Below are 16,209 nucleotides of genomic sequence, written 5' to 3'. Positions count from 1 at the left end.
TCGTGGCCGCCGTCACCCTGCTCACCGCGGGCGCCCTCGTCTTCGGGGCGAGCGCCTGTGGCGGGCGGGCCACCACCCATCACAAACCCGGCACCAGCCATGAGCAGGCCGGCGGCAGCGTCGGCAGGCTGCTCGCCGCCGACGACGGCTCCGGCAGCCGGCTGCGCCAGGTCGACGCCGAGGGCGCCCCCGCGGTGACGGTCGCCGTACGGCCGGACTCCGAGGACGGGTGGAACGTCCACCTCTCCGTACGGAACTTCAGGTTCACCCCGGACAGCGTGGGCGGCGCCGCCCTCCTCGGGCGCGGCCACGCCCGGCTGTTTCTCGACGGCCACCCCCTCGCCCGCGTCTACGGCTCCTGGTACCACCTCCCCGCCTCCCTCGTCCGCGGTGCCGGTGGCGGCACCCGCCTCACCGCGCGGCTCTACGCCGACGACCACACCGCCTGGGCCGTGAACTCCGCCCCCGTCCAGGCCACCACCTCCCTCTCCCCGGCCACCCCTTCCGGAGCGGCCACCGCCCCGGAAGAGGGCGGCTCCGCAACACCCCGCCCCGACACGACACTTGAGATCGCCGTCTCCCACGGCAAGGTCAGCCCCGACCCCGGCCGCACCGAGATCAAGAAGGGCCGGACCGTCGAGCTCCGGGTCCGCAGCGACCGTGCCGACACCCTCCATGTCCACGGCTACGACAAGGAGGCCCGGCTGCCCGCGGGTAAGACCGTCACCCTGACCTTCACCGCCGACCGCAGCGGGCTCTTCGAGGTCGAGACCCATGAGTCCGACCTGCTCCTGACCCAACTCGTCGTACGGTGAGCGTCCTCGCCCATGGCATCGGCGCCCAGCACGACCTGCCGCTGTCCCCCTTCTACGCCTTCGCCGGTGCCTTCGCCGCGCTCTTCGTCTCCTTCCTCGCGCTCGGCCTGCTCTGGTCCGCCTCCCGGTTCCGCGGCGACCGGGCGGGCCGACCGCTCCCGTCCGCCGTCCAGCGCCTCGCCGACGCCCGCCCCACCCGTATCGCCCTGCGGGCACTCGGCCTCGCCGCCGCCCTGTACGTCACGCTCCAACTCCTCCTCGGCCCGGACGACCCGGACCGCAACCCGGGCCCCGGCGCCGTATACGTACTCCTCTGGGTCGGGCTGGTCCCGGCCTCGCTCCTCCTCGGTCCCGTCTGGCGGCTGATCAACCCGCTGCGCACCGTCCACCTCCTCGTCTGCCGTGCCCTGGGCCGCGACCCCACCGGGGGCCGTCCCCTTCCCGTACGGCTCGGTCTGTGGCCCGCCGCTGCCGGGCTCCTCGCCTTCACCTGGCTCGAACTCGTCGCCCCCGATCCCGCGTCGACCACCGCCCTCCTGCTCTTCCTCTCCCTCTACGCCGCCGTCCACCTCGCGGGCGCCACCCGCCACGGCGCCGGATGGTTCGACCGGGCGGACGCCTTCGAGGTCTACTCGGGGCTGCTCGCCCGGCTCTCCCCGCTGGGCCGCCGCCCCGCCGACCGCCGCCTCGTGTTCCGCTCCCCGTTCAACGGACTCGACGCCACCCCGCAGGCCCCCGGACTCGTCGCCACCGTCTGCGTCATGCTCGGCTCCACCGCCTACGACGGCTTCTCCGACTCCCCTTCCTGGATCACCACCGTCCAGACCTCACCCCTGGGCCGCACCACCGCGGCCACGCTCGGACTCCTGGGCGCCGTCGTCCTCGTCGCCACCCTCTATGCCCTCTGTGCCGGTGCCGTCCGGCTGATCTCGGGTCGACTGCGCCACCCCCTCACCGCCTTCGCCCACTCGCTCGTCCCGATCGCCCTCGGCTATCTGATCGCCCACTACTTCACACTCTTCGTCACCGAAGGTCCACGTACAGTCATGGTGGCATTCGGCACTGACAATCCGTCCCCGCCCGAGCCGCCCCTGGGCCCCGGCGGTGTCGCCACGCTCCAGGTCGCCGCGATCGTCCTCGGTCACGTACTCGGCGTCATCGCCGCCCACGACCGCTCCGTACGCCTCTTCCCGTCCGGCCGTGCCGTCGCGGGACAACTCCCGCTGCTGGTCCTGATGATCACGTACACCATCGGCGGGCTGTCACTGCTCATCGCGTGAGAACCGCGCCGGGGGCCAGTGGTCACCCGCCCGCCGACGGCACCGGAACCCACCGGCCGCCCGCCGTCGACCCACCGGCCGTCCCCCGCAGAGGAGACCCACGGCATCATGGAGCCCGTGCCCCATGCGAACACGAACCTCCGCCGCGCCCCTGTGCAGCAGCGCAGCGCCGAGCGCCTCGCCCGGATACTCGACGCCTGCGCCGAACTCCTCGACGAGACCGGCTACGAGCAGTTGTCCACCCGGGCCGTGGCCATCCGTGCCGGGGTCCCCATCGGCTCCGTGTACCGGTTCTTCTCCAACAAGCGCGCATTGACCGATGCGCTGGCTCGGCGCAATCTGGACAGCTATGCCGAACGCATCACCGCCCGCCTGGCCGTCATCCCGACCACGGACTGGCGCAGCGCCATCGATGCCGTGCTGGACGAATACCTGGCGATGAAGCGCTCCGTGGCCGGATTCGCTCTCGTCGACTTCGGTGCGGCGGCCCCCGAGGAGGACCCCGCCAACGACGCCAACCGGCGGGTCGCCGGCCGGCTCGCCGAACTCCTCTCCGGGCACCTGGGCGGCGCCGTGGACGAGGATCTGTCGCGCACCGTCCTGGTCTGCGTCGAGGCCGCCGACGCCCTCCTCCAACTCGCCTTCCGCGCCGACCCGTCGGGTGACCGGGCCATCGTCGCCGAGACCCGCATCCTGCTCCGGGCCTACCTGGCACGCGTCCTGGACTGACCGCGCGGCGCCGTCCGGCCTCCCCCGGCAACCTTGTCGCGACAATGCCTCCCCGCCGTGCGTACCGGTCGGTATGCTCGCCGTGCTTGCCCACGTACGCGCGCCACCGCTGTCGCCGCCCCGGGGAGGGCCCATGTCGCACGACCCCAGCAGCCCCCGTACCGCCCTGCGCATCTGCCCCCTCTGCGAGGCCACCTGCGGGCTCAGCCTCACCCTCGAGGGGACCAGGGTCACCGGCGCCCGGGGCGACCGGGAGGACGTCTTCAGCCGTGGCTTCATCTGCCCCAAGGGCGCATCCATCGGAGGTCTGGACGCCGACCCCGACCGGCTGCGCACCCCCCTCGCCCGCCGGGACGGCGTTCTGACGGAGGCGACCTGGAGCGAGGCGTTCGACGCGATCGCCCGCGCTCTGCCCGCCCTGACCGAGGAGCACGGGCAGCAGGCGGTCGGCGTCGTCCTCGGCAACCCGAACGTGCACACCGTGGCCGGTGCGCTGTACCCGTCCGCGCTGCTCTCCGCCCTGCGCACCCGGGCCCTGTTCACCGCGAGCACCCTCGACCAGATGCCCAAGCACGTCTCCAGCGGACTGCTCTTCGGGGATCCGAACGCCATCCCGGTGCCCGACCTCGACCGCACCGGCCATCTGCTGCTCCTCGGCGCCAACCCGCTCGAATCCAACGGCAGCCTCTGCACCGCCCCCGACTTCCCCGGCAGGCTCAAGGCGCTGCGCCGCCGCGGCGGCACCCTCACCGTCGTCGACCCGCGCCGCACCCGCACCGCCCGCCTCGCCGACCGGCACGTCGCCGTCCGCCCCGGCACCGACGCCCTCCTCCTTGCCGCGCTCGCCCATGTCCTGTTCGACGAGAAGCTCACCGACGCCGACGCCGACGCCGACGCCGACGCGCTCGCCCGGCATGTCGAAGGGCTCGACGAAGTGGCGGATGCCCTGGCGGAGTTCACGCCCGAGGCGGTCGCCGCGGCCTGTGGCGTGGACCCCGCCACCATCCGCACGATGGCCCGCGAACTGGCCGCGGCCCCCACCGCCGCCGTCTACGGACGCATCGGCAGTTGCACCGTCGAGCACGGCACCCTCGCCAGCTGGCTCGTCGACGTACTCAACATCCTCACCGGCAATCTCGACCGCCCCGGCGGCGCGCTCTTCCCGCTCTCCGCCACCGCCCGCGCCCCCCGCCCCGCCGCACCCGGCAAGGGCTTCGCACTCGGGCGCTGGACAAGCAGGGTCTCCGGCCACCCCGAGGCCAAGGGCGAACTGCCCGTCGCCGCGCTCGCCGAGGAGATCGAGACGCCGGGGGAGGGCCGAATCCGCGCCCTGATCGTCCTCGCCGCCAACCCCGTGCTCTCCGCACCCGACGGCGACCGGCTCGACCGGGCCCTCGCCGGACTCGACTTCATGGTCAGCGTCGACCCGTATCTCAACGAGACCTCGCTCCACGCACATGTGGTGCTGCCCCCGCCGCCGCCCTCGCAGAGCGCCCACTTCGACTTCGCGTTCAATGCCCTCGCCGTGCGCAACCAGGTCCGCTACACCCGGCCCGCCGTACCCCTGGAGGACGGCCTGCTCGACGAGAGCGAGATCCTGGCCCGGCTGGTCCTCGCCGTCTCCGGGATGCACGGGGCCGACCCGTCCGCGGTGGACGCCATGGTCATCGACCGGATGCTGACCAGGGCCGTGGCCGACCCGCACTCGCCCGTGCACGGCAGGAGCCCCGCCCCGCTCGCCGCCGCCCTCACCGGCCGTACCGGACCCGAACGCCGCCTCGACCTGATGCTCCGCCTCGGCCCGTACGGCGAAGGCTTCGGTGCCGACCCCGACGGCCTCACCCTGGAGCGCCTGCTCGACCATCTGCACGGCATCGACCTCGGACCGCTCCGGCCCCGGATCCCGGAGGTCCTGACCACCCGCAGCGGGCGCATCAAAATCCTCCCCGAACCGATCGCCGCCGATCTGCCGAGACTCCGCCACGCGCTGACCGGCCGGGGCGGACCGGACACGCTCGTCCTCGTCGGTCGCCGCCATCTGCGTTCCAACAACAGCTGGATGCACAACATCGCCGAGCTGAGCGGCGGCTCGAACGTCTGCACCCTGCAGATGCACCCCACCGACGCGGCCCGGCTGGGACTGGTGGACGGCGCCCCGGCCACCATCGCGTCGGACGGCGGCGCGGTGACCGCCCCGGTCGAGATCACCGACGGCGTACGGCCCGGAGTGGTGAGCCTCCCGCACGGGTGGGGCCACCATCGCCCCGGCACCCGGCACCCGGCACCCGGCACCCGGCTCTCCGTCGCCGCGGCCCGACCCGGTGTCAACGTCAATCAGCTGCTCGACGGCACCCGGCTCGACCCGCTCTCCGGCACCGCCGTGCTCAACGGGTTCCCGGTGACGGTGACACCCGCCACGACGCCCGAGCCCGTGGCGACAGCAGGTCCGTCGACAGGTCCATCGACAGGGGCGCCGGTGGGGGCGCCGGTTGTGCCCAAGCCATGACCCCTGTGTTGACCTGGGGTTTTGCTCGTATTGCTCGCATGTCAACATCTTGTTAACGCTGCGAGACGCGCCCTAACGTCATCCGCACCGCCGAGTCCGGTGGGAGTTCAAGGGTGAGCGATAGGTATCCACATGCTGACAATCCTCGGCTTCGCCATGATTGCGACCTTCCTGGTCCTGATCATGATGAAGAAGATGTCGCCGATCGCGGCGTTGGTCCTGATTCCCGCGCTGTTCTGCGTCGCCGTCGGGCAGGGCGCGAAGCTCGGTGACTACGTCATCGAAGGCGTCGGCAATCTGGCCCCGACCGCCGCGATGCTGATGTTCGCCATCGTCTACTTCGGCGTGATGATCGACGTCGGCCTCTTCGACCCGATCGTGCGGGGCATCCTGCGCTTCTGCAAGGCCGACCCGATGCGGATCGTGGTCGGTACCGCGGTGCTCGCCGCCATCGTCTCCCTCGACGGTGACGGCTCCACCACCTTCATGATCACCGTCTCGGCGATGTATCCGCTCTACAAGCGCCTCAAGATGAGCCTGGTCGTGATGACCGGTGTCGCCGCCACGGCGAACGGCGTCATGAACACCCTTCCCTGGGGCGGCCCCACCGCCCGCGCCGCCACCGCGCTCAAGCTCGACGCGGGCGACATCTTCGTCCCGATGATCCCGGCGCTCGGCATCGGACTGGTCGCGGTTCTGCTCCTCGCCGTCGTGCTGGGCCGGCGCGAGCGCAAGCGGCTCGGCATGCTCACCCTGGACGAGGTGCTGGCCACCGAGCCGGCCACGGAGTCGGAGACCGTTCTCGTCGGGGCGGGCGGCGGCAGCGACCGTACCCGCAAGAACTCCGGCGGAGCCGGTACGGGTACGGGTACGGGCACGGGTGCGGACCGCGACGCGGCGGAGAACGCGGGAGCGAACGAGAACGAGGGCTTCAAGGGCCTGGACCCGAACCGGGCCACCCTGCGCCCCAAGCTCTACTGGTTCAACGCGGGCCTCACCATCGCCCTGCTCACCGCGATGATCATGGAACTGATGCCGATCCCGGTGCTCTTCCTGCTCGGCGCGGCCCTCGCCCTCACCGTCAACTTCCCCCACATGCCCGACCAGCGGGCCCGGATCGCCGCCCACGCCGACAACGTCCTCAATGTCTCCGGCATGGTCTTCGCGGCTGCCGTCTTCACCGGCGTCCTCACCGGCACGGGCATGGTCGAGCACATGGCCGACTGGCTCGTCGGCGCGATCCCCGGCGGCATGGGTCCGCACATGGCGATCGTCACCGGCATCCTCAGCATCCCGCTGACGTACTTCATGTCGAACGACGGCTTCTACTTCGGCGTCGTCCCGGTGCTCGCCGAGGCGGGTGCCGCCCACGGTGTCTCCCCGCTGGAGATCGCCCGCGCCTCCCTGGTCGGCCAGCCCCTGCACATGTCGTCCCCGCTCGTCCCGGCCGTCTATGTGCTCGTCGGCATGGCGAAGGTCGAATTCGGCGACCACACCAGGTTCACCGTCAAGTGGGCCGCGCTCACCTCGCTGGTGGTCCTCTGCGCCGGCCTCCTGTTCGGCATCATCTGACCGTGCGCACCGTCCAGGAACCCGGCAGGAGCTGGCTGCTGCGCCTCGTCATCGTCTTCGCCTTCGCGCAGGGGGCGGTGTCGATGGCACGGCCCGCCGTCTCCTGCCGGGCTCTTTCGCTCGGCGAATGGGGTCTCCCCTGCTCGAACGGAGTTGAGAGCTTGGGGAAGAGCGCGCCATCGGTGTGATCGCCGGGGTGTACGCGCTCTTCCCGCTCTTCGCCGCCGCCCCGCCCGGGCGCCGGACCGACCACGGTCGCTGCGCGCCCCTGCTGCCCTTCGGTGTCGTCCTGATCGCGGGCGGCTGCGCCTGAGCGGCCGGGCGGGCCGCTGACCGCGATGGCCGCCTGGAGCGGGGTGATGGGGCTCGGCCACCTCTGCTTCGTCATCGGCACCCAGTCGATCGTCGCCCGCCAGTCCGCCCCGGCCGAACAGGACCGCAACTTCGGGCACTTCACCATCGGCGCCTCCCTCGGCCGGCTCATCGGCCCGATCGCCGCGGGGTACCTGATCTCCGAGCGGGACGGCGCCATGGCCCGTACGAGCGCACTCGCCCAGGCCGCCCCGCCGGAGGCCCGGTCCACCGCGCTCGCACTCCGGCTGACCGGAAACCGTCTGGGGCAGGTCGCGGCCCCCGCGTCCGCCGGGCCGATCGCCGGGGTGGCGGGCACCGCGGCGCCGTTCGTCATGCTCGGCGCCCTCCTGATCGCGGCGGCGGGGCTGGGCGTACGCGGCGGGCGGGCCCGGAAGGCCGGTGGAGCCCCGGCCGTACCGGCACCCAGGCCCCGGCCGCGCTCCACCGACCTGAACCGCAGCTGACGCCGACCGCGCCCGCCACCTGACGCCGACCGCGCCCGCCACCTGGCACCGACCGCGCCCGCCACCTGGCACCGACCGCGCCCGCCACCTGGCACCGACCGCGCCCGCCGCCCGGCACCTGCCGCGCCTGACACCTTGCTGCCGCTGGAACCCGGCCGTTGACCTCAAGTCCACTGGAGGTCGTACGTTCCTCCCATGAGCATGGAAACCACGGCGTGGACACAGCTCCACAACGTCATGAACGCGCAAGCGGACCGACGCCCCTTCGACCGGACCACCCTGCGGCGCATCGCCGCGTTCGCCCGCCCGCACCGGCGCCGGGTCGCCCTCTTCCTGATCCTGAGCGTGGCGACGGCGCTGCTCGCGGTCGCCACCCCCGTCCTCGCCGGCCGCGTCGTGAACGCCATCGTGGCCGGCAAGGAGTCGGGCACCGTCACCCGGCTGTCCCTCCTCATCGCCGTGATCGCCGTCGCGGAGGCCACGCTCGGCCTGGTCAGCCGCTGGCTCTCGGCCAATCTCGGCGAGGGCCTGATCCTCGATCTGCGCACCGCCGTCTTCGACCATGTGCAGCGCATGCCGGTCGCCTTCTTCACCCGGACCCGCACCGGCGCGCTCGTCAGCCGCCTCAACAACGACGTCATCGGAGCCCAGCGCGCCTTCAGCAACACGCTCTCAGGGGTCGTCAGCAACGTCGTGACGCTGCTGCTCACCCTCGGCGTCATGCTCTCCATCTCCTGGCAGATCACCGTCCTCGCCCTGGTGCTGCTGCCGGTGTTCGTGCTGCCGGCCCGGCGGATGGGCACCCGGATGGCGAGGCTCCAGCGGGAGGCCGCGGCCCACAACGCCGCCATGGGAACCCGGATGACCGAGCGCTTCTCCGCACCCGGCGCCACCCTGATCAAACTCTTCGGCCGCCCCGCCGACGAGTCCGACGAATTCGCCGTCAGGGCCGGCCGGGTGCGCGACATCGGCGTACGCACGGCCATGGCCCAGTCCGCGTTCATCACCGCCCTCACCCTCGTCTCCGCGCTGGCGCTCGCCCTGGTCTACGGGCTCGGCGGGTTCTACGCACTGCGCGGGCAGCTCGACGCGGGCGCGGTCGTGGCCCTGGCCCTCCTGCTGACCCGGCTGTACGCACCGCTCACCGCACTCGCCGGGGCGCGGGTCGAGGTGATGAGCGCGCTCGTCAGCTTCGAGCGGGTCTTCGAGGTCCTCGACCTCAAGCCGCTCATCGACCAGAAGCCGGACGCCCGCGCGGTCCCGGACGGACCGGTGTCCGTCGAGTTCGACCAGGTGCGGTTCGGCTACCCCTCCGCCGACAAGGTCTCGCTCGCCTCGCTGGAGGACGTCGCGAGCCTCGACACCCGCGGCGGCGACGAAGTCCTGCGCGGGGTCTCCTTCCGCGCCGAACCCGGCCAGACGGTGGCACTCGTCGGCTCGTCCGGCGCGGGCAAGTCGACCATCGCCCAACTGCTGCCGCGGCTGTACGACACGGACGAGGGCGCGGTACGCATCGGCGGCGTCGACGTACGCGACCTGACCGCCGACACCCTGCGCGACACCCTCGGCATGGTCACCCAGGACGGCCACCTCTTCCATGAGTCGGTGCGCGCCAACCTGCTGCTCGCCCGCCCCGGAGCCACCGAGGAGGACCTCTGGGACGCGCTGCGCCGGGCCCGCCTGGACGGTCTCGTCGCCTCGCTGCCCGACGGGCTCGACACCGTCGTCGGCGAACGCGGCTACCGGCTCTCCGGCGGCGAACGCCAGCGGCTGACCATCGCCCGGCTGCTGCTGGCCCGCCAGCGCGTCGTCATCCTCGACGAGGCCACCGCCCACCTGGACAACACCTCCGAGGCGGCCGTCCAGGAGGCACTCACCGAGGCGCTCGCCGGACGCACCGCGGTCGTGATCGCCCACCGGCTCTCCACAGTACGGACGGCCGACCTCATCCTGGTCGTGGAGAACGGGCAGATCGTGGAGCGGGGCACGCACGAGGAACTCCTTGCGGCGGGCGGCCGGTACGAGGAGCTGTACCGCACCCAGTTCGAGAATCCCGGCGCGGAGCACGCGGAACTCGGCTGACGGCCCCTGGCGTGACGGGCGTCCATGAAGAAAGTTTGTATGGCGCCCGAAAACTAACAGCGCTAGTTTGGGTTCCGGACGATCTCGTCCGCAACCGTGTCCGGGAGGAACAGCGATGAAGGCCCACGACGGCATGTACATCGACGGGGCCTGGCGGCCCGCCGCCGGCCGGGACACGATCCCGGTCGTGAACCCGGCGGACGAACAGGTCATCGCCGAGGTCCCGGCCGGCGGGGCCGAGGACGTCGACGCCGCGGTACGGGCCGCCCGCGCCGCGCTCCCCGCCTGGGCGGCCACCCCGCCCGCCGAGCGAGCCGCGCGGATCGCCGCCCTGCGTGACGTGCTCGTCGCCCGCAAGGACGAGATCGCCGAGACCGTCACCGCCGAACTCGGCGCGCCGCTGCCCTTCTCGCAGGCTGTGCACGCGGGCGTGCCGGTCCTGGTGGCCGGCTCGTACGCCGAGCTCGCCGCCTCGTACGCCTTCGAGGAGAAGGTCGGCAACTCCACCGTCTACGCCGAGCCGGTCGGCGTCGTCGGTGCGATCACCCCGTGGAACTACCCGCTGCACCAGATCGTCGCCAAGGTCGCCCCCGCGCTCGCGGCGGGCTGCACGGTCGTCCTCAAGCCCGCCGAGGACACCCCGCTTACCGCCCAGCTCTTCGCCGAGGCCGTCCATGAGGCGGGCATTCCCGCAGGTGTGTTCAACCTGGTCACCGGTCTCGGCCCGGTCGCCGGCCAGGCCCTGGCCGAGCACGACGGCGTCGACCTGGTCTCGTTCACCGGCTCCACCGCCGTCGGCAGGCAGATCGGCGCCACGGCCGGCGCGGCCGTCAAGCGCGTCGCCCTCGAACTGGGCGGCAAGTCCGCCAATGTCATCCTGCCGAGCGCGGACCTGGCCAAGGCCGTCGGCGTCGGCATCGCGAACGTCATGGGCAACTCCGGCCAGACGTGCAGCGCCTGGACCCGCATGCTGGTGCACACCTCGCAGTACGACGAGGCGGTCGCGCTCGCCGCGGAAGCCGCCGCCAAGTACGGCGACCGCATCGGCCCCCTCGTCAACGCCAAGCAGCACGCGCGGGTGCGCGGCTACATCGAGCAGGGCGTGGCGGAGGGGGCCCGGCTCGTCGCGGGCGGCCCCGAAGCCCCGCGCGAACAGGGCTACTTCGTCAGCCCCACCGTGTTCGCCGATGTCACCCCGGAGATGACCATCGCCCAGGAGGAGATCTTCGGCCCCGTCGTCTCGCTCATCCGTTACGAGGACGAGGACGACGCCCTGCGCATCGCCAACGGCACCGTGTACGGTCTCGCGGGCGCGGTCTGGGCGGGCGACGACGCGGAGGCGGTGGCGTTCGCCCGGCGGATGGACACCGGGCAGGTCGACATCAACGGCGGCCGGTTCAACCCGCTCGCCCCGTTCGGCGGCTACAAGCAGTCCGGCGTCGGCCGCGAACTCGGTTCCCACGGGCTCGCGGAGTACCTCCAGACCAAGTCCCTGCAGTTCTGACCGTTCCGCCCCGAACCGCCGCGTTTCCCCGTTGCCGACCCTCAAGGAGCCTGTTCGTGGTCCGCGCCGCCGTACTGCCCGCCGTCGGAGCTCCCCTGGAGATCACCGACATCGAACTCCCGGAGCCCGGCCCCGGCCGGGTGAGGGTCGCTCTCGCCGCCGCCGGCGTCTGCCACTCCGACCTCTCGCTGTCCAACGGCACCATGCGGGTGCCCGTCCCCGCCGTCCTCGGCCATGAGGGCGCGGGCACCGTCGTCGCGGTCGGCGAGGGCGTCACCCATGTGGCGCCGGGCGACGGCGTCGTGCTCAACTGGGCGCCCTCCTGCGGAAGTTGCCATGCCTGTGCGCTGGGCGAGGTCTGGCTGTGCGCGAATGCCCTGAACGGTGCGGGTGCCGTGCACGCCCGGCGTACGGACGACGGCAGCGAGCTGCACCCCGGTCTCAACGTCGCCGCGTTCGCCGAGGAGACGGTGGTTCCCGCAGGCTGCGTCCTGCCCGTCCCGGACGGTATCCCGCTCACCGACGCCGCCCTCCTGGGCTGTGCGGTCCTCACCGGATACGGCGCCGTCCACCACTCGGCGCGGCTGCGCGAGGGCGAGACGGTGGCCGTGTTCGGCGCCGGGGGAGTGGGTCTGGCCGCGCTCCAGGCGGCCCGCATCGCCGGCGCCTCGCGCATCGTCGCGGTCGACGTCTCCCCGCAGAAGGAGGAGCTGGCCCGCCGGGCGGGCGCCACCGACTACGTGGTCGCCTCGGAGAACACCGCCCGTGAGATCCGGGCCCTCACGGACAAGCAGGGGGTGGACGCCGCCATCGAGTGCGTGGGCCGCGCCGCCACCATCCGTACCGCCTGGGAGTCGACCCGCCGCGGCGGCCGGACCACGGTCGTCGGCATCGGCGGCAAGGACCAGCAGGTCACCTTCAACGCCCTGGAGCTCTTCCACTGGGGACGCACCCTCTCCGGCTGCGTCTACGGCAACGCCGACCCCGCGCGGGACCTGCCCGTCCTGGCCGCCCATGTCCGGGAGGGACGGCTCGACCTGGGCGCCCTGGTGACGGAGCGCATCACCCTCGACGGCATCCCGGCGGCGTTCGACAACATGATCGCGGGCAAGGGGGGAAGGGCCCTGGTGGTCTTCTAGCCGGCACCTTCGTCACCAGCTGCTTCCCGACCATCATGTACGGGCCGCAGGCGGCGCTGTTCGCCGAGCTGTTCACCGGCGGGTTCGCGCTGATCACCGCTGGAAGTACCACTGGGTGCGTTCGCGTTCGGTGGGCTTCCCCAACGCCACGACCCGTGCGCCGCGGGGGTTGAGGTGCTCGGTGAAACGGTTGATCGTGCCGCCCTTGCCGGCCGCGTCCCGCTCCTCGAAGAGGATGACGATGCGCTGGTCGCGCTCCTTCACCCAGTGCTGCAGCTTGAGCAGTTCGATCTGCAGGGCGCGCCTGGACTTCTCGTACGCCTTCCGGCCGAGCTTGTGGTCGTACGGATAGTTCTCGCGCCAGGCGTCCCGGGCCCGGTCCTCGGCGTCACCAGGACCGGATCGTCGTCGCCGCTCTCGGCCACCCGGAAGCCGTCGAGCCCGGAGCCGCCGTAACGGGCCGCCTCGGTGAGGGCGTCCAGCATGGCCTCCCGGGCTCCGGCCGACTTCTTCTTCCGTTTCTTCTTCCCCGCCCGCTCAGCGGCGCCCGCTTTCCCGGTGTTGCGCGTCATGTCGGCGTCCCTCCACCGGCCGTGCCGGGTTCTTCCGCGTCAGGCCAGTCTGCGGACGCATCCGGGAGACCGCCACCCCGGTCGAGCACCTACCGAATCGCCGCCGGCTCGATGCCGAGGCGCTCGTACAGCGCCTGCTCCCCGTCCGGGGTGGCCTTCACCGCACGCCCGGAACCGATCCGTACGCACCACCCGGTGTCCAGCGCATGGCGGCACAGCGCGGCGCCCGCGACCCCGGCCAGGTGGGGCCTGCGCTCCGTCCAGTCCAGGCAGCTCCGTACGAGGGGACGCCGCGAACCCGTCTCCAGGCCGATGCCCAGCTCGTCGAACCAGCGCAGGCCCTCGTCGGTGAGCGCGAAGCCGGTGTCCTGCACCAGCAGTCCCCGTACGGTCATGGCGTCGGCGATCGCGATGCCGATCCGCCCCGCGAGATGGTCGTAACAAGTGCGGCCGCGGGCCATCGCGCTGCCCGCGCTCACCGCGCTCAGGGTGCGCGGCCGCTCGGGCACGGAGCCGGGGGCGACCTGGGCCGCCAGGTCCTCCACGAGATGCGCGATCCGCTCGTCGGCCAGCCGCAGATAGCGGTGGCGGCCCTGCCGCTCCTCGGCCAGCAGCCCGCCCGCGACGAGCTTGCCGAGGTGTTCGCTGGCGGTCGACGGCGCCACGGAGGCGTATCGGGCCAGTTCGCCGGCGGTCCAGGCGCGGCCGTCGAGCAGGGCCAGGCAGAAGGCCGCGCGGGTCTCGTCGGCGAGGAGCGCGGCCAGGGCTGCGAGCCGGGGCGCGGCTGGATCGGGGTGTGCCATGCGTGCCATGTGAACCAGGATGCGTCAGGAACGCTTCGGTGCCGGCCGAACCGTCCCGGCCGGCGCCGGCATCCCGTACTGGAGCGAGAGGCCGTCGACCAGGGCTCGCAGCCCGGTCTCGAAGGCCCCCTCGTCGACCTTCTGGCGGCGCTCGGCCAGCAGGTGGGCCTGGCCGAGGTGCGGGTAGTCGGCGGGGTCGTACGCCGTCTCGTCGTCGACGAAGCCGCGGGCGAAGGAGCCCAGTGCCGAACCGGTGACGAAGTAACGCATCAGGGCCCCGATGTACGTCGCCTGGGCAGGCGGCCAGCCGGCCCTGACCATCGCGCCGAACACCGCGTCGGCGACCCGGAGACCGGCCGGCCGACGGCCGGGGCCCTGGGCGAGCACCGGAACGATGTGCGGGTGCTCGGCGAGCGCCGCACGGTAGGAGACGGCCCAGTCGTGCAGGGCGGCGCGCCAGTCGCGTGTGTCCGACTCGTCGAACATCGACAGATCGACCTGCGCGGACACGGCATCCGCGACCGCGTCCAGGATCTCGTCCTTGTTGCGGAAGTGGTTGTAGAGCGAGGGCCCGCTGACCCCGAGTTCGGCCGCGAGCCGACGGGTGGACACGGCGTCGAGCCCCTCGGAGTCCACGAGTGCGCTCGCCGTCTCGACGATGCGGTCTCTGCTGAGGAGGGGCTTGCGCGGTCGGGCCATGCGGCACATAGTAGGGCCTGCAAGCGAAAAACTAGCAGTGCTAATTAAAATGGAGAGTCGAAGGATGAACCTGGAGCTCAGCGAGGAGCAGGAAGCCGTCCGGCAGCTCGCCAAGGACTTCGTCGCCCGTGAGATCGCCCCGCACGTCGTGGAGTGGGACCGGGCCGAGAACGTCGACAAGTCCATCGTGAAGAAGCTGGGCTCCGTCGGCTTCCTCGGGCTGACGGTCCCCGAGGAGTACGGCGGCTCGGGCGGCGACCACCTCGCCTACTGCCTGGTCACCGAAGAGCTCGGCCGCGGCGACTCCTCGGTCCGCGGCATCGTCTCCGTCTCCCTCGGCCTCGTCACCAAGACCATCGCCGCCTGGGGCGACGAGGAGCAGAAGCGGCACTGGCTGCCCAGGCTCACCGCGGGCGAGGCGATCGGCTGCTTCGGCCTCACCGAGCCCGGCACCGGCTCCGACGCCGGAAACCTGACCACGAAGGCCGTCCGCGACGGAGGGGGCACCTCCCGCTCGAGCGGAGCCGAGAGTGGGGGAGAGTACGTCATCAACGGCAGCAAGATGTTCATCACCAACGGCACCTGGGCCGACGTCGTGCTGCTCTTCGCCCGCACCAACGACACCCCGGGCCACAAGGGCATATCCGCCTTCCTGGTCCCCACCGACACCCCCGGCCTCAGCCGCCGCACCATCCACGGCAAGCTCGGCCTGCGCGGCCAGGCCACCGCCGAGGTGGTCCTGGAGGATGTCCGGGTGCCCGCGTCGGCGCTCCTGGGGCCGGAGGGCAAGGGCTTCTCCATCGCCATGTCCGCCCTGGCCAAGGGGCGGATGTCGGTCGCGGCCGGCTGTGTCGGCATCGCCCAGGCGGCTCTCGACGCCGCCGTGGGCTACGCGGGCGAGCGCGAGCAGTTCGGCAAGTCCATCGCGAGCTACCAGCTCGTCCAGGAACTCATCAGCGACATCTCCGTGGACGTCGACGCCGCCCGGCTGCTGACCTGGCGGGTGGCGGACCTCATCGACCGCGGCGAGGACTTCGCCACCGCCGCCTCCAAGGCGAAGCTCTTCGCGTCCGAGGCCGCCGTCCGCGCCGCCAACAACGCGCTCCAGGTCTTCGGCGGCTACGGCTACATCGACGAGTACCCGGTCGGCAAGCTGCTGCGCGACGCCCGGGTGATGACCCTGTACGAGGGCACCAGTCAGATCCAGAAGCTGATCATCGGCCGCGCGCTCACGGGGGTCTCCGCCTTCTGAACCCCGCGTCGCGGCTCGAACGGACGTCTGAGTACCTGGCTGAGTACGGGAACGGATGTGGCGCACGCCATGTCGGCCGATGCTGGGCGCCATGAGTGAGACAACATCGGTCAAGCAGCAGAGCACCGCGGCCTTCTACGGTCAGGCCGTCGCCTCCTTCGGGGTGGCGATCGGCGCGGTGAGTCTCGGTATCTACTTCCTGGACGCCGACGCCTGGGTCCGCGGATTTCTTGCGATCGGCGTCCTCTATCTCGTCACTTCCTGCTTCACCCTGGCCAAGGTCATCCGTGACCGACAGGAAGCGGGACAGATCGTCAGCCGGGTCGACCAGGCCCGGCTGGAGAAGATCCTTGCCGAGCACGACCCCTTCCAGAAGCTCTGACGATCCCGCCGGACGAACCCTAAGCGCTTGCTCAGGTTCGGGGTATGGTGTTCGTC

General features: G+C 72.0%; 12 protein-coding genes and 2 pseudogenes. 11 read left to right on the top strand and 3 right to left on the bottom strand.

Annotation, left to right across the window (positions count from 1 at the left end; translation table 11 throughout):
* Positions 1–2 precede the first annotated feature (2 nt).
* The 9 genes and pseudogenes from OG978_RS09365 to OG978_RS09325 all read left to right on the top strand — a co-directional run bounded on the left by OG978_RS09365 (position 3) and on the right by OG978_RS09325 (position 12,445).
* Entirely contained in the window at positions 3–815 is an 813-nt protein-coding gene (locus tag OG978_RS09365) for a hypothetical protein (RefSeq protein WP_326769977.1), read from the top strand.
* Complete coding sequence (locus OG978_RS09360) at positions 812–2,095, top strand: hypothetical protein (RefSeq protein WP_326764743.1); 1,284 nt, start codon at positions 812–814, stop codon at positions 2,093–2,095. Before OG978_RS09365 ends, OG978_RS09360 begins: the two co-directional genes overlap by 4 nt.
* 108 nt (positions 2,096–2,203) lie before the next feature.
* Positions 2,204–2,824, top strand: coding sequence for a TetR/AcrR family transcriptional regulator (locus OG978_RS09355; protein ID WP_326764742.1), 621 nt, complete (start codon positions 2,204–2,206; stop codon positions 2,822–2,824).
* Between the two features lie 133 nt (positions 2,825–2,957).
* Entirely contained in the window at positions 2,958–5,330 is a 2,373-nt protein-coding gene (locus OG978_RS09350) for a molybdopterin-dependent oxidoreductase (RefSeq protein ID WP_326764741.1), read from the top strand.
* 132 nt (positions 5,331–5,462) lie between these two features.
* Positions 5,463–6,902 carry a CitMHS family transporter gene (locus tag OG978_RS09345; protein WP_326764740.1) on the top strand — a complete coding sequence of 480 codons (1,440 nt, stop codon included), beginning with the start codon at positions 5,463–5,465 and terminating at the stop codon, positions 6,900–6,902.
* A gap of 83 nt (positions 6,903–6,985) precedes the next feature.
* Positions 6,986–7,720, top strand: a pseudogene (locus OG978_RS09340) (MFS transporter).
* Positions 7,721–7,915: 195 nt separating this feature from the next.
* Positions 7,916–9,802 carry an ABC transporter ATP-binding protein gene (locus OG978_RS09335; RefSeq protein ID WP_326764739.1) on the top strand — a complete coding sequence of 629 codons (1,887 nt, stop codon included), beginning with the start codon at positions 7,916–7,918 and terminating at the stop codon, positions 9,800–9,802.
* A gap of 115 nt (positions 9,803–9,917) precedes the next feature.
* Positions 9,918–11,306 carry an aldehyde dehydrogenase family protein gene (locus OG978_RS09330; RefSeq protein WP_326764738.1) on the top strand — a complete coding sequence of 463 codons (1,389 nt, stop codon included), beginning with the start codon at positions 9,918–9,920 and terminating at the stop codon, positions 11,304–11,306.
* Between the two features lie 56 nt (positions 11,307–11,362).
* Entirely contained in the window at positions 11,363–12,445 is a 1,083-nt protein-coding gene (locus OG978_RS09325) for a Zn-dependent alcohol dehydrogenase (RefSeq protein WP_326764737.1), read from the top strand.
* A gap of 96 nt (positions 12,446–12,541) precedes the next feature.
* Here OG978_RS09325 and OG978_RS09320 read toward each other — a convergent pair.
* The 3 genes and pseudogenes from OG978_RS09320 to OG978_RS09310 all read right to left on the bottom strand — a co-directional run.
* Positions 12,542–12,930 (bottom strand): annotated as a pseudogene (locus OG978_RS09320) (polyphosphate kinase 2); the annotation flags it as partial.
* Positions 12,931–13,106: 176 nt separating this feature from the next.
* Positions 13,107–13,829, bottom strand: a complete 723-nt coding sequence (locus OG978_RS09315; protein WP_442817672.1) for an ArsR/SmtB family transcription factor — start codon at positions 13,827–13,829, stop codon at positions 13,107–13,109.
* 15 nt (positions 13,830–13,844) lie between these two features.
* On the bottom strand, positions 13,845–14,519 hold the full coding sequence (locus OG978_RS09310) for a TetR/AcrR family transcriptional regulator (protein WP_326764736.1): 675 nt from the start codon (positions 14,517–14,519) through the stop codon (positions 13,845–13,847).
* A 64-nt stretch (positions 14,520–14,583) separates the two neighbouring features.
* Between OG978_RS09310 and OG978_RS09305 the strand changes: the two genes are divergently transcribed.
* The gene (locus OG978_RS09305) at positions 14,584–15,771 is read left to right on the top strand and encodes an acyl-CoA dehydrogenase family protein (protein WP_326764735.1); all 1,188 of its coding nucleotides are present in this window, start codon (positions 14,584–14,586) and stop codon (positions 15,769–15,771) included.
* Positions 15,772–15,862: 91 nt separating this feature from the next.
* Positions 15,863–16,153 carry a YiaA/YiaB family inner membrane protein gene (locus OG978_RS09300; RefSeq protein WP_326764734.1) on the top strand — a complete coding sequence of 97 codons (291 nt, stop codon included), beginning with the start codon at positions 15,863–15,865 and terminating at the stop codon, positions 16,151–16,153.
* Positions 16,154–16,209 lie beyond the last annotated feature (56 nt).

Source organism: Streptomyces sp. NBC_01591 (assembly GCF_035918155.1).
GTDB lineage: Bacteria > Actinomycetota > Actinomycetes > Streptomycetales > Streptomycetaceae > Streptomyces.
Note: the sequence above shows the minus strand (reverse complement) of the source record. Positions and strands in the feature narration are given on the sequence as shown.

Bases quoted from the DNA above. Each gene is read 5' to 3' on its own strand.
- OG978_RS09355 (WP_326764742.1), top strand. From the start codon at position 2,204: ATGGAGCCCGTGCCCCATGCGAACACGAACCTCCGCCGCGCCCCTGTG.
- OG978_RS09350 (WP_326764741.1), top strand. From the start codon at position 2,958: ATGTCGCACGACCCCAGCAGCCCCCGTACCGCCCTGCGCATCTGCCCC.
- OG978_RS09345 (WP_326764740.1), top strand. From the start codon at position 5,463: ATGCTGACAATCCTCGGCTTCGCCATGATTGCGACCTTCCTGGTCCTG.
- OG978_RS09335 (WP_326764739.1), top strand. From the start codon at position 7,916: ATGAGCATGGAAACCACGGCGTGGACACAGCTCCACAACGTCATGAAC.
- OG978_RS09330 (WP_326764738.1), top strand. From the start codon at position 9,918: ATGAAGGCCCACGACGGCATGTACATCGACGGGGCCTGGCGGCCCGCC.
- OG978_RS09315 (WP_442817672.1), bottom strand. From the start codon at position 13,829: ATGGCACGCATGGCACACCCCGATCCAGCCGCGCCCCGGCTCGCAGCC.
- OG978_RS09310 (WP_326764736.1), bottom strand. From the start codon at position 14,519: ATGGCCCGACCGCGCAAGCCCCTCCTCAGCAGAGACCGCATCGTCGAG.
- OG978_RS09305 (WP_326764735.1), top strand. From the start codon at position 14,584: ATGAACCTGGAGCTCAGCGAGGAGCAGGAAGCCGTCCGGCAGCTCGCC.
- OG978_RS09300 (WP_326764734.1), top strand. From the start codon at position 15,863: ATGAGTGAGACAACATCGGTCAAGCAGCAGAGCACCGCGGCCTTCTAC.